This is a genomic window from Streptomyces sp. NPDC091292, from assembly GCF_044757265.1.
Classification (GTDB): Bacteria; Actinomycetota; Actinomycetes; order Streptomycetales; family Streptomycetaceae; genus Streptomyces.
Window position 1 is genome coordinate 595313 of record NZ_JBIVUQ010000002.1, and the last position, 13416, is coordinate 608728.

The 13416-nt window shown below is 73.3% G+C and carries 12 protein-coding genes; 11 read left to right on the forward strand and 1 reads right to left on the reverse strand.

The window, feature by feature from the left end:
* Positions 1–359: 359 nt before the first annotated feature.
* From ACIQNU_RS10735 to ACIQNU_RS10785, 11 genes are all read left to right on the forward strand, one after another.
* Complete coding sequence (locus ACIQNU_RS10735; RefSeq protein ID WP_401363907.1) at positions 360–1925, forward strand: ABC transporter substrate-binding protein; 1566 nt, start codon at positions 360–362, stop codon at positions 1923–1925.
* A complete protein-coding gene (locus tag ACIQNU_RS10740) occupies positions 1922–3025 on the forward strand; it encodes an ABC transporter permease (protein ID WP_401363910.1) in 1104 nt (367 codons plus the stop codon). Before ACIQNU_RS10735 ends, ACIQNU_RS10740 begins: the two co-directional genes overlap by 4 nt.
* The gene (locus tag ACIQNU_RS10745) at positions 3022–3981 is read left to right on the forward strand and encodes an ABC transporter permease (RefSeq protein ID WP_401363913.1); all 960 of its coding nucleotides are present in this window, start codon (positions 3022–3024) and stop codon (positions 3979–3981) included. The genes ACIQNU_RS10740 and ACIQNU_RS10745 overlap by 4 nt, the downstream gene beginning before the upstream one ends.
* The gene (locus ACIQNU_RS10750; protein WP_401363916.1) at positions 3965–5041 is read left to right on the forward strand and encodes an ABC transporter ATP-binding protein; all 1077 of its coding nucleotides are present in this window, start codon (positions 3965–3967) and stop codon (positions 5039–5041) included. Before ACIQNU_RS10745 ends, ACIQNU_RS10750 begins: the two co-directional genes overlap by 17 nt.
* Positions 5038–6186, forward strand: a complete 1149-nt coding sequence (locus ACIQNU_RS10755) for an ABC transporter ATP-binding protein (RefSeq protein ID WP_401363918.1) — start codon at positions 5038–5040, stop codon at positions 6184–6186. The genes ACIQNU_RS10750 and ACIQNU_RS10755 overlap by 4 nt, the downstream gene beginning before the upstream one ends.
* A complete protein-coding gene (locus ACIQNU_RS10760; RefSeq protein ID WP_401363921.1) occupies positions 6183–7412 on the forward strand; it encodes an acyl-CoA dehydrogenase family protein in 1230 nt (409 codons plus the stop codon). Before ACIQNU_RS10755 ends, ACIQNU_RS10760 begins: the two co-directional genes overlap by 4 nt.
* Positions 7409–8548 carry an LLM class flavin-dependent oxidoreductase gene (locus ACIQNU_RS10765; protein ID WP_401363923.1) on the forward strand — a complete coding sequence of 380 codons (1140 nt, stop codon included), beginning with the start codon at positions 7409–7411 and terminating at the stop codon, positions 8546–8548. The genes ACIQNU_RS10760 and ACIQNU_RS10765 overlap by 4 nt, the downstream gene beginning before the upstream one ends.
* Positions 8545–9363: an alpha/beta hydrolase gene (locus ACIQNU_RS10770; RefSeq protein ID WP_401363926.1), complete on the forward strand. Its 819-nt coding sequence runs from the start codon at positions 8545–8547 to the stop codon at positions 9361–9363. The genes ACIQNU_RS10765 and ACIQNU_RS10770 overlap by 4 nt, the downstream gene beginning before the upstream one ends.
* A 37-nt stretch (positions 9364–9400) precedes the next feature.
* Positions 9401–9961, forward strand: a complete 561-nt coding sequence (locus tag ACIQNU_RS10775) for a flavin reductase family protein (protein WP_401363929.1) — start codon at positions 9401–9403, stop codon at positions 9959–9961.
* 103 nt (positions 9962–10064) lie between these two features.
* Positions 10065–10892 (forward strand): PP2C family protein-serine/threonine phosphatase, encoded by an 828-nt coding sequence (locus ACIQNU_RS10780; RefSeq protein WP_401363932.1) that lies wholly within the window; start codon positions 10065–10067, stop codon positions 10890–10892.
* 126 nt (positions 10893–11018) lie between these two features.
* Complete coding sequence (locus tag ACIQNU_RS10785) at positions 11019–12110, forward strand: MASE1 domain-containing protein (protein WP_401363935.1); 1092 nt, start codon at positions 11019–11021, stop codon at positions 12108–12110.
* A 225-nt stretch (positions 12111–12335) separates the two neighbouring features.
* Here the strand turns inward: ACIQNU_RS10785 and ACIQNU_RS10790 are convergent, their stop codons facing one another.
* The gene (locus ACIQNU_RS10790; RefSeq protein ID WP_401363938.1) at positions 12336–13319 is read right to left on the reverse strand and encodes an MsnO8 family LLM class oxidoreductase; all 984 of its coding nucleotides are present in this window, start codon (positions 13317–13319) and stop codon (positions 12336–12338) included.
* Positions 13320–13416 lie beyond the last annotated feature (97 nt).

A 13416-nucleotide genomic window follows, 5' to 3' on the forward strand; every position in this document is an offset into this window, starting at 1 on the left:
AGTCCCGGCGCCGACACTCCGCGCCCTGAGGGCCCCGGCGCCCGGTAACCCCTCGCACACGGTCGCACCCGCCGCCCTTCCGTGCGGCGCCCGCCCATCCTCCTGACGGTCCGGTTCCTCGTCACGCACGCACGTCGTCACCGGCGGTCGTCGCCTGGCCGAAACCAGCGCTCCCGCACCCCCGGATCCCCGCGGATCCATCCCTGTACTCCCCGCTGATCCACCCCGTTCGCCACCCCCCGCCCCGTCGTCACGTCCTCCGCCCGCGCCACCGCCGACCGGGCGTCCCACGGCCCCGCCCGCGTACCCGAGTGCCCCGTACCCGGGTGCGGCGGCGCGGCCGAGAAAGGTGCGCAGCCATGCCCAAGCCCCTCACCACCTCCACGCCCACGCCGCCCCTCACCGCCGCACTCGGCCGGAGATCCTTCCTCGGACTCTCGCTCGGCGCGGGCGCCGCCGTCGCCCTCACGGCCTGCGGCGGCGGCTCCACATCGGCCACCGGAGCGGGGCAGTCCACGCTCAAATGGGGCTGGGCCCTGCCGACTTCATGGGACCCGGTCACCTCGTCCGCCGGCTGGGACGTGCACGCCCTGTCCCTCGTCTACGCGGGCCTGACCAAGCTCGACCCGCGCGGCGAAGCCGTACCGGCCCTGGCCAAGTCCTGGACGTACGACACCGAAGGCACCACCGTCACCTTCACGCTCCGCACGGGCCTCAAGTTCAGCGACGGGACCGCGCTCGACGCGACCGCCGTGAAGAAGAGCATCGAGCGGGGCCGCGACGACGAGAAGTCGCTGATCGCGGCGCAGCTCACCGGGGTGCGGAAGGTGACGGCACTCGATGCGCACACCGTCGAACTCCGGCTCGCCGAACCCGACTTCCAGCTACCCGCCCTCCTCGCGGGCAAGACCGGCATGGTCGTCAACCCGAAGGTGTTCGAGGCCGACGCGGCCGGACTCGCCACCAAACCGGCGGGCGCGGGCCCGTACACCCTCGTCTCCTACGTGCAGAACGCGAAGGCCGTCCTGCGCCGCAACGCCTCCTACTGGGACGCGGGGCAGATCAAGGTCCCGAACTTCGAGCTGTACCCGCTGCCCGAGCCGTCGACCGTGGTCGCCTCCCTCAAGTCGGGCCAGTACGACGTCGCCCAGATACCCGGCAGCCAGGTCGAGGCCGCCAAGGCGGCAGGGCTCGAAGTCCAGGTCATCCCGTCCATGGTCGTCGCCGTCCTCGACGTGCACATCGGCCGCGAGCCCTTCACCGACCCGGACGTCGCCCTCGCGCTCAAGTACGCCGTCGACCGCGAAGAACTCCTCAAGACCGCCTCGTTCGGCTACGGCGAAGTCACCCGCCAGCCCTTCCCCAAGGGGTACGCGGGTCACGACGACACCCTGGACACCCTGTTCCCCTACGACCCGGAGAAGGCCAGGCAACTGCTCGCCAAGGCGGGGCACGCCGACGGGCTGAAGATCACGCTCTCCGCGCAGAAGGGCGAAGGCGTCCCCGAACTGATCCAGGCACAGCTCAAGAAGGTCGGCGTCACCGCCACCATCGAGACCGTCCCCGCCGACCAGGCCACACAGATCGTGTACATCCAGCGTGCGAAGTCCCTGTACGTCGACCAGTTCGCCGGGCGCGACTCCGCGACGCAGGCGTTCCAGGTGCTCTTCGGCAAGGAAGGGCTGATGAACCCGGGGCGGACGTCACCGCCCGAACTGGAGGCCGCGCTCGACGTGGTCCGCCGCACCCCGCTCGACTCGCCCCGCTACCCGGAGGTGCTTCAGAAGGCGACCGGGATCGCCGTACGCACCATGCCGAACGTCTTCCTCTACACCGTGCCGCGCATCCTGGCCCGTAACCCCAAGGTCTCCGAGATTCCCGCGTACACGGTCGTCCAGCGGTTCGAGGGGGTCTCCGTCTCATGAGTACGGCCCGCAGCAGTCAGGAGGGCGTTCTCGTGAAGGAGCGGCGACCGGCCGGGCGGGGGCCGCGCCGGCTCGCCGCCGCTCCCCGGTCCTTCGGACGGGTCGCCGCGGTCACCGTCACCGTGTTCCTCCTCGCGTCCCTGCTGACCTTCGCGCTGGGCGCGCTCTCCGACGCCAACCCGGCCGCCGCCGTACTCGGCGACCTCGCGACCCCCGCCGACATCGCGCGGATGGAGGCACAGTTCGGCCTCGACCGGTCCCTGCCCGTGCAGTACGTGACGTGGCTCGGCAACGCCGTCATCGGCGACCTGGGCGTCTCCTGGTTCACCGGGGTGCCGGTCGCCGACAGCATCGCGCAGGCCCTGCCCGTCGATCTGTCCATCGCGGGTCTCGCCCTGTTCCTCGCGGTGCTCATCGGCGGCGGCGCGGGCATCGCCGCCGCCCTCGACAACGGCGGCCCGATCGACCGGACCGTGACGCTGGTCTGCTCGGTCCTCGCGACCCTGCCGCCGTTCCTCATCGGCATCGTCCTCATCGTCGTGTTCGCCGTACAGTTCGGCGCCCTGCCCACCGGCGGCTACCAGCCGATCGGCGCGGGTGTGGGGGAGTGGCTGCGGTACGCGATCCTGCCCGCGTTCGCGCTGAGCCTGGACGCCGCCGCCTCGATCGCCCGGCAACTGCGCACCTCACTCGTCGGGGCCCTGCGCGAGAACTATGTGACCGGCGCCGAGATGCGCGGATTCTCCGCCCGGCGCGTCCTGTTCGGGCACGTCCTGCGCAACGCCGCCGGACCCGCGCTCACCGTCCTCGGCGTCAGCGTCCCCGTCATCCTCGGCGGCGCCGTCGTCACCGAGAAGATCTTCAACCTGCCCGGTATCGCCCAACTCTCCCTCCAGGCTGCCGAACAGCACGACATCCCCGTCATCCAGGGCACGCTTCTCGTGACCGTCGTCGTCGTGCTCGTCGCCAACATCGCCGTCAACGCGGCGCTCGCCGCACTCAACCCGGCCGCCCGCCGCACCGGGGGCGCCCGTGGGACGGGCGATACGGGTCGACGCGGGACCGGCGACACGGCGGCGGGTCGGGGAGCCGCCGTATGAGGGTTCTCCGCCGCACCTGGAGGCTCCGCACGGCGCGTCTCGCGCTGGCCGTGCTCGCCCTCGTCGCCTTCCTCGCCGTCGCGGGCGGCGCCGTCGCCCCCGCCGACCCGCTCGCCCAGCACCCGGCCGACATGCTCCAAGGTCCGGGCGCCCAGCACCTGTTGGGCACCGACTACCTCGGGCGTGACGTCCTCAGCCGGCTCCTCGCCGGGACCGGGCCTTCGCTCGTCGGCGCCCTGGAGTCGGTCGGTGCCGCGATGGTCATCGGCATCGTCCCCGGGCTCGCGTCCGTCTGGCTCGGCAGGACCGTCGAATGGACCACACAACGGGCCGCCGACACTTTGATGATCATGCCGTTCACGGTCTTCGCCATCGCCGTCGTCGGCGCCCTCGGCAACGGCATGCACCAGGCGATGCTCGCCCTCGGCGTCCTCTTCGCGCCCCTCTACTTCCGGGTCACCCGCGCCGCGGCCCTCGGTCTCAAGCAGGCCCAGTACGTCGAGGCGGCCGAGCTGATGGGTGCGTCGCGGTGGTGGATCCTGCGTACCCACGTCTGGGGCAAGGTCCTGCCGACCATCGCCGTCACCACCGCGCAGACGGTCGGTCAGGCCCTGCTCGTGGTCTCCTCGCTGACCTTCCTCGGCCTCGGCGTGCAGCCGCCCGCACCGACCTGGGGCGGCATGCTCGCCTCCGACCTGGGCTATCTCGCCCAGCAGCCCTGGGCACCGCTGATCCCCGGCATCGCGATCATGATCACGGTCGGCGCCCTCAACCTCCTCGCCGACGCGATACGGGACGGCGGCGCGCCGGTCGCGCGTCGCGACCCGGGCATCTCCGTCCCCGCGGGCGACGTGACGGCTGTGCGGCAGCGCCCCGCCCTCACGCGGACACCCACCCCGCCCCCACCCACCGCACCCGAGGAAGAGGAGGCCGAGGGCCGTGTCGCGACCGTCTGAACAGCAGGGCAGCACCGGGGCCGCCCCGCCCCCGCCCGTCCTCACCGTCGACGCGCTCGACGTCTCGATCGGCAGCGCCGTCCGGTCCGTCCGCGCGGTCCGCGAGGTGTCGCTGCGCCTCGCGCGCGGCGAAGCCGTGGGACTGGTCGGCGAGTCGGGCAGCGGCAAGAGCCTGACCTGCCGTTCGGTGCTCGGCGTCCTGCCGCCCGGCTGCCACGTCACCGCCGGAAACGTCACGCTCGGCGACACGACCGCCGGCGCCGGACCGGTCGAGCTGACCGCGCTCACCCGCAAGGAATGGAACACGGTACGAGGCAGCCGTGTCGGCGCCGTCTTCCAGGACCCGGCCTCGTACCTCAACCCGTCCCTCACCGTCGGGCGCCAGCTCGCCGAGCAACTGCGCGTGGCACGGGACCTGTCGAGGTCCGCCGCACACACCCGCGCCGTCGACCTGTTCGCCGCCGTCGGGCTGCGCGAACCGGCCGAGGTGTACCACCAGTACCCGCACGAACTCTCCGGCGGCATGCTCCAGCGCGTCCTCATCGCCATCGCCGTCTCCTGCGAGCCCGAACTGCTCATCGCGGACGAGGCGACGACCGCGCTCGACGTCGTCGTCCAGGCGGAGATCCTCGAACTCCTGCGAACCCTCCGTGCGGAGCGCGGGCTCGCCCTGCTGCTCGTCACGCACGACCTCGCCGTCGTCGCGGAGAGCTGCGACCGGGTGGTGGTGATGTACGCGGGCGAGATCGTCGAGGACGGACCGACCGCCGACGTCCTGGCCGACCCCGCCCACCCCTATACCGAGGCGTTGCTCAGGGTGGCGTCCATCGGGGACTGGGACCGCCGCGACCTGGACATCATTCCCGGCCGGCCGCCCGAGACCGGTGCCGAACTCCCCGGCTGCCGCTTCGCCGACCGCTGCGCCTACGCCACCGCCGCCTGCACCGAGGCGCCCGTCGCCCTGCACAGCCGCGCGGACGGCCGCCGCGCCCGCTGCCTGCGCCTGACCGAACCGTCATTCCCCGTACCCGCCACGGCAGCGCGAGGAGCCACCGTATGAGCGCCGTCCCCGCCGCCACCGATCCGCGCGTCGTACCGGATGCCCGGACCGGTTCTTCCCCGGCCCTCTTGGAGATCGGCGGGCTGAGTGTGTCGTACGGGCGTCGGGCCACCGCCCGCCGTGCGGCGGGCCGGACCCGGGTGCTCGCCGATGTCGACCTGACCGTGCGGGCCGGCGAGATCGTCGGCCTCATCGGTGAGACCGGCTCCGGCAAGACGACCCTGGCCCGCGCCGCCGTCGGCCTCGTGCGCGCCGAGGCCGGCACCGTCCGCTTCGACGGCCGCGAACTCACCGGGCTGCGCCGCCGCGAGCTGCGGGCGTTCCGGCGCTCGGGCGGCGTGCAGTACATGTTCCAGGATCCGTTGCGGTCGCAGGACCCGGATCTGACGGTGCGCCGTATCGTGGCCGAGCCGCTTGCCGCCGTGGGTGCGCTGAGCCGGGCGGAGCGGCAGGACCGGGCCGACGAGGCGCTGGCCCTGGTGGGTCTGGACGCCACCGCGCTCGGCTCCCGTACCCCCGGGCAGATCTCCGGTGGCCAGCGTCAGCGGGTCTCGCTGGCCCGTGCGGTCGTCACCCGGCCCCGGCTGCTGCTGAGTGACGAACCCGTCAGCGCCCTGGACGCCTCCAACCGCAATCTCGTCCTCGGCCTCCTGGACCGGCTGCGCCGCGAACTCGGTCTCGCCGTCGTCGTCATCTCGCACGACCTCAGCTCGCTCGCCGGCATCGCGGACCGGGTCGCCGTCCTCTACCGGGGCAGGCTCGTCGAACAGGGCCCGACCGCCGCCGTACTCGGCCGCCCCCGGCACCCGTACACCGCCCTGCTCACCGCGTCGGCGCCCAGCGTGCGCCCGGAACACAGGCTGCCGCTCGCCCAGTTGAGGGTCCCGGACGGGCGTGAGCCCTGGCCGGCGGACGCGGGCTGCGTGTTCGCACCACGCTGCCGCTTCGCCGACCCGACGTGCGATGACACCCCGCGCGCCGAGAAGGCGGAGAAGGCGGAGAAGGCGGAGAAGGCAGAGACGTCAGAGACGGCCGAGAACCCCGAGTACGCCGAGAACCCCGACACCACCCACAGCGTCGCCTGCCACCACGCCGACACCTGGCGCGACCGCCTCGCGCAGCAGGACCCCGTGGTGCCCGCATGACCGCCGCCGGCCTGCCGCCCCTCGACCTCGACCGGCTCCCCGCGATCACCCGGGACCTCGCCGCGCGGGCCCCCGTACACGACCGCGACGGCTCCTTCCCCACCGAAGGGTTCGCCCTGGTTCAGGAGGCCGGGCTGCTCACCGCCACCGTCGCGCACCGGTACGGCGGGCCGGGTGCGGGTCTCGCCGAGACCGTCCGCATCCTGACCGCGCTCGGCGCCGGGGACCCGGCCGTGGCGCTGGTCACCGCGATGACCCTGTTCGTGCACGGCACCGAGGCCCGTACCCCCGGCTGGCCCACCGCCTCCTACACCGCCTTCCTCCGAGAGGCCGCGCAAGGGCCCGCCCTCGTCAACGGCCTGCGCGTCGAACCCGAACTCGGCAGTCCGGTACGCGGGGGGCTGCCCGCCACGACCGCGCGCCGCGACGGGGACCACTGGCTGCTGACGGGCCGCAAGATCTACTCCACGGGAGCCGTCGGCCTGAGCCGCATGCTCGTCTTCGCCCGCACCGACGAAGACCCCGTCCGCGTCGGCTCGTTCGTCGTCCGCGCCGGTACGCCGGGGCTGAGTACCGAACCGACCTGGGACCACATCGGGTTGCGGGCCAGCCGCAGCGACGACGTGGTACTCGACGGCGTCCGCGTCCCGGCCGACGACGTCATCGGCCTGCGGATCGCGACGGGCGAGACCCCGGGGGCCCGCCCCGACCCGGTCACCGGCGCCTGGAACGCGCTCGGCCTCACCGCCCTCTACCTCGGCGTCGCCGGCGCGGCCCGCGACTGGCTGACCGGATTCCTCCACACCCGCGTCCCCACCGCCCTCGGCGCGCCCCTCGCCACCCTGCCGCGCTTCCAGACCGCCGTCGGCGAGATCGAGGCCGCGCTGACCGGCGCCACCGTACTCGTGGAATCCCTCGCGGCCCGTGTCGACGCGGGCGACCCGATCGCCGCCGAACAGGCGGGCACCGCCAAGGTGCTCGGCACCCGGGCCGCGATCGGCGCCGTCGAACAGGCCCTCGCCCTCACCGGCAACCACGGGCTGAGCCGGGCGAACCCGCTGCAACGCCACTACCGGGACGTGCTGTGCGCCCGGGTCCACACACCGCAGGACGACTCCGTCCTGACCGCCGTCGGCAGAGCAGCCCTCGCCCGCCGCCGCGCCGCCCCCGACGCACTCCAGGCCACCGACGACCACCCCTCCGCACCGAAAGGCACCCCGACATGACCACCCCCTCCGTCGAGTTCATCGGCATGATCGGCACTCAGGACGCCTCCGAGACCCGGCCCCCGACGGGGCCCGTCATCGACGCCGCGTACACGACCCGCTTCGCCCGCGCCCACGAGGACGCCGGTTTCGACCGGGTCCTCATCGGCTACAGCTCGACCCGGCCCGACGGCCTCCAGGTCGCCGCCCATGTCGCCGCGCACACCGAACGCCTCGGTCTGCTCGTCGCCCACCGGCCCGGCTTCATCGCGCCCACCCTCGCGGCCCGCGGCTTCGCCACCCTCGACCACTTCACCGGGGGCCGCGTCGCCGTGCACACCATCACGGGCGGCAGCGACGCCGAGCAGCGCAGGGACGGCGACTACCTCGCCAAGGAGGAGCGCTACGACCGCACCGACGAGTACCTCGGCATCCTGCGCCGCGCCTGGTCGTCCCCGGAGCCCTTCAGCCACGAAGGCCGCCACTACCGCTTCGAGGACTACGCCCCCGGCGTCCTGCCGTACCGCGCATCCGGGATTCCGCTGTACTTCGGCGGATCGTCCGATGCCGCGTACCGCGTCGGCGGACGGCACGCCGACACCTTCGCGCTGTGGGGCGAACCGCTCGCCGGGACCGCCGAGCAGATCGCGTCCGTCCGCGCCGCGGCCGAGGCGGCGGGCCGCGCCGAACCGCCCGGCATCAGCGTCTCCTTCCGGCCGATCCTCGCCCCGACCGAAGAACTCGCCTGGGAACGCGCCCACCGCATCCTCGACACCATCAAGTCCGGCGCGGGCCGCCCCTTCTTCGAGCAGGCACGCCACCACACCGGCGGCGCCGCACCCCAGAACACGGGCTCACAGCGCCTCCTCGCCGCCGCGGCCGAGGCGGACCGGCACGACCGGGCCCTGTGGACCCCCACCGCGACCGCGACCGGCGCCGGCGGCAACACCACCGCACTCGTCGGCACCCCCGAGACGGTCGCCCAAGCCCTCCTGGACTACGTCGACATCGGCGCCACCACCCTCCTCATCCGCGGCTACGACCCGCTCGACGACGCCGTCGACTACGGCCGCCACCTGCTGCCGCTCGTCCGCCAGGAACTCGCCCACCGCGCCGCCACCACCGCGCCCCGCACCCCCGCCGGAAGCACCCGATGACCCACGCCGACACCGACACCGACACCGCCCCCGTACCCCACGCCTCCGCACCCGTCGGCCGCCCGCGCGGGCACACCTGGCAGCCGCCCGCCGGAATCGCACCGCGCGGCACCCTCGTCGTCCTGCCAGGACGCGGCGAACACGCCCTCGTGTACGAGCGCTTCGGGCGCCGCCTGGCCGCCGACGGCTATGTCGTCCACGCACTCGACACCACCCCCGACGACAGGCCCGACGCTCTGCGGGCCGCCGTCACCACCGCCCTCGGCGGAGCGGCCGTCGCCCCCGTGGTGCTCGTCGGCAGCGACACGGGAGCCCTCCAGGCGCTGCACCTCGCGGCGGCGGGCGACCCGAGCCGCCGTCCGGACGGCGTCATCGCCGCCGGAACCGCCCTCCCTCCCACACCCGGCGCGCGCGTCCGGCGGGCACCGTCCCCCGAGCGGACCTGGGACGGCGAACTCGACGCCCGCACCGCGTGCCCCACCCACCGCGCGCGGCTCACCGACGACCCGGACTTCGTACGCGGCCGGCTCGACACCCCCGTACCACCGCACCTGCGGCCGGACGTGCGGCCCGATGTGCCCGTGCTGGTCCTGCACGGCGCCGCCGACCCGCTGACGCCCGCCGCTCCGGTGCGTGATCTCGCCGCACGGCTGCCCCGGGCGGCCTTCGGGCTGCTGCACGACGGGCGGCACGACGTCCTCAACGACGCCACCCACCGCTCCACCGCCGCCACCGTCGTCCTGTGGCTGGAACGGCTGCGCGCCGACCCGGACCTGCGGCCCGTCCTCACCGTCGAGACCGACCCGTTCGCCTGACCGCCCACCTTCCGACCACGCCCTGAAGGGAAGCCGCATGACGACGCTCTCCACCGGACGGCCGCAGGCACCCGCCGCCGACGTGATCCTCCGCCGGACCCTGCGGCGGCACGCGTCCGGGGTCACGGTGATCACCGTGCCGGGGCCCGCCGGATTCACCGCGACCTCGTTCACCTCGGTGTCCCTGGCACCCGCCCTCGTCTCCTTCTGCGTCGGCATCGACGCGTCCACCGCACCCGCCGTACGCGACGCGGAACGCTTCGCCGTCCATGTACTCGGCACCGGCAACGCGGACCTCGCCGGGCAGTTCGCCCGCAGCGGCGTCGACCGGTTCGCCGGGATCCCCTGGACGCCGGAGCCGGACGGCCTGCCCGTCCTGGACGGCGTGGCCGCCTGGCTCGCCGCGCGGATCACCCTGCGCCAGCGCGTCGGCGACCATCTGCTCGTCGTCGGCGAGGTCGAATCCGGCGCCGTCCACGACCACACCACCGCCCTCGTCCACCACGACGGCGGCTTCGCGGCGGCGACCCGCCTCCCCGCCCAACCTGCGGATTCCCGGCATTCAGAGCAAGACGGACTCATCACACGAAAGGGTTGAACGACTAGAATGGGGAGGTCCGAGCCGCTGCGGCGGCGCGACAGCACCGGGCGCCGGCGCCCGGTCGGCAGTGCTCGGACCCGATGTGCGGCGGAGTTGATTCATGGCGTGGAACCGCCCCGCGGAGAGCCCTGACGACCTTCTGGCCAGGCTCGGCTCGCTGACGGCCGAGGCCAGGGAGCGCGCGGGACTCCAGCGGGCCCGGATCGAGCTGGCCCTCGCGTTGCAGCGGGACATGCTCCCCGCCGACCTCCCCGTCGTCCCCGGCCTGCGCGTCGCCGCCCGCTACCGCCCCGCCGACACCGGACTCAACGTCGGCGGCGACTGGTACGACGGTTTCCCGCTGCCCGACGGGTGCCTCGCCTTCTCCATCGGCGACGTCCAGGGGCACAACATCGAGGCCACCGCGTTCATGGGGCAGGTAAGGGTCGGGCTGCGCGCGCTCGCCTCGGTCATCCGCGACCCGGGCGAGCTGCTGGCCCGTACGAACGATCTGGTGCTGTCACTCGGCGGCGCCCTGTTCGCGACCTGCACGCTGGTGCGGTTCGACCCGTTCACCTGGGAGCTGGAGACCGCCCGCGCGGGCCATGTGCCGACCGTGCGGGCCCTCGCCGCGGGACAGTCCCGCGTCGTCGACGACGCGGGCGGTCTGCCCCTCGGTATCGAGGCGGGCGCCGAGTACCCCGTGACCCGCTACCGCCTCTCCACGGCGGGCGCCTTCGTCCTCGTCACCGACGGCGTCGTGGAAGGCCCCTCGCTCAGCGTCGACGACGGCCTCGCCCAGGTGGCACGGCTCGCCGGGGAGGCGATCGCCGCGGGCACGGACGCCGACGCCCTCGCCTCCGGCACCATGGAACTGGCCACGTCGGTCGGCCACGAGGACGACGCTGCCGTACTCGTCATCTGCCACGACGCACCCCGTCCGGCGTAACCTCCACGCGCCCGTACAGGGTCCCCGCGCCGGTGGTGTGCGACCGGGGTCGCACCGTGTGACCTGGGGGAACCGGACCGGGACCGAGCGTGTCCTGCCGGGTTCCGGGCGGGCCCCCGGTGTCTGATGGCTGGCGTGGTGCCTACCCAGCTCAGCAGCCGAACGGCCAGGACGGTCCTGGAGATCATCGCCGTCGCCGCCTGCTACTACGCCGGAGGCCGGCTCGGTCTGCTGAAGTCGCTCGTGGTGGAGGAGTCCGTCGTCAGCCCGATCTGGCCGCCCACCGGCATCGCGCTCGCCGCCCTGCTCGTGCTGGGGCTGCGCTGCTGGCCGGGCATCGCCATCGGCGCCTTCCTGGTGATCATCTCGATCAGCCCGCTCCAGCTGAACATTCTCGGATTCATGATCGGCAACACCCTGGCCCCGATCTGCTCCTACCTGCTGCTGCGTGCGGCGGGGTTCCGCAAGGAGATGGACCGGCTCCGGGACGGCATGGCCCTGGTCTTCCTCGGGGCGCTCGTCGGCATGCTCATCAGCGCCCTCGCCGGGGTGGGCGTGCTGTACATCACGGGCAAGATCGAGGCGGAGGACTTCTGGGCCGTCTGGTCGGCCTGGTGGGCGGGCGACGCGATGGGCGTCCTGGTCGTCACGCCGGTCCTGCTGCTGCTCACGCACGCACGGTGGCCGCGCTCCACGGCACGCTGGGGCGAGGTGCTGGCCCTGGTCGTGTGCACGGTGGTCGTGGCGCCGTTCGCCACCCGCAGCTCACTCGGCCTGCTCTTCCTGGCGTATCCGCTGCTGATCTGGGCGGCCCTGCGTTTCCAGCTCGTCGGGAGCACACTGTCCGCCCTGTTCATCTCCGTGCTCGCCGCCGTGGCGGCGGTCGACGCCGTCGGCCCCTTCGCGCATCGCGGTCGCCTCGAAATCATGATCAACCTGCAAGCCTTCAACGTCACGCTCGCGCTGAGCGGCCTGCTCCTCGCGGCCGTCGTCACCGAGCAGTACGAGACCCGTCAGCGGATCGAGGAGGCGTGCCGGGAACTCGCCGAGGTCGTCGACCAACTGGCGCCGGGAGAGGCGACGCACAGATGGCCGCTGCCCGAGCGCGACGCGCGCCGGGGGCGGCGGGAACTGGGGGGCGGGCCGGGAGGCGGACGTGGGGGCTGGCCGGGGGACGGGCCGGGAGGCGGGCCGGGAGACGCGGGGGAGCCCCGTTGAAGCGGTGCCCCAGATCACACGTGGGCGCACAAGGGGGCCGGAACAATCGGCTGTGGTTTATCGTTCATCTATTACGTGGATACGGCGGGGGCACTGCCCCCCGGTGGCCCCGCCGCTGTCCCGCCCCCGAACGACCCCGGCTGGTCTCCCCCGTCCAGCCGGGGTCTTCTGTCGTTCGGCCTAGCTCCCTGTCTGTCCCTCTGTCTCTCCGCCGGTCCGTCCGGGTCAGGTGCCGGTGCCGTCGCCCTTCAGCTCGCTCACCAGCTCGAAGGAGCGGATCCGGTTGCCCAGGTCGTAGACCGGCGTGACCATCATCAGCTCGTCCGCGCCCGTCGCGTCGGCGAGTTGGGCGAACCGGCGGCCCACGTGGTCGGGTGTGCCCTCGGCCTGGTGGGCGCGGAATCCGGCGAGCAGATCCTCTTCCTCTGTCGTGAACTGTCGCGCCGCCGCGGCCTCAGGGCTGGGGAACGCCTCTTCGCTGTGCCCCTTGAGCAGGCCGAGCTTGACGACGTCCATGGGGCGTGCCATCGCGGCGACCCGCTCCTCGGTCTCACCGCACACCACCTGGACACACACCAGGACCCGGGGCTCCTCGGCCCATCGCGAGGGGCGGAAGGCGGCCCGGTAGCGTTCGAGGGCCCGGACCGTGTTGTCCGGCCGGATGTGGTGGGCGAAGGCGATCGGCAGCCCCAGTGCGGCGGCGAGTTCGGCACCGGCGTCGCTCGACGCCAGCAGCCATGGCTCGGGCAGTGCGCCGAACTGGAGTTCGGCGACCAACCCGAGTACGGCCGCCACGTCCCCCCGGTACTCGTCGTCCGTGACCGGCCCCGCACCCCGCCGCAGCCCACGGGCGGTGCCCTCGTGGAAGGTGCCGGGGCCGCGGCCGATGCCCAGGTCGATACGGTCCGGGTGGAGCCCGGCCAGCGTCGTGAACTGCTCGGCGACCATCACCGGGGCATGGTTCGGCGCGAGCACACCGCCCGAACCCACCCGGATGGACGAGGTCACCGCTGCCACGTGCGCGGTCATCACCGCCGGCGGGAAGGCGCCGATCGCGGGGGAGTGGTGATGCTCCGCGAACCAGATCCTGCCGTAGCCAAGACTCTCCAACTCATCTGCGATTCCGGCACAGTTGGCCAGTGCCTCGGTGGTGGGACGGCCGTCCTCGACCATGGAGACTTCGAGCACCGACAGCGGCAGATCGATCATCGGGCCATCATAGGACCGCCCTCGAATGGAGCATGTCGCCCCTGCCGTCGGCCGGTTGGTCCCTGGGTGAACTGATCCCTCCGCAGAGGCAACCCGT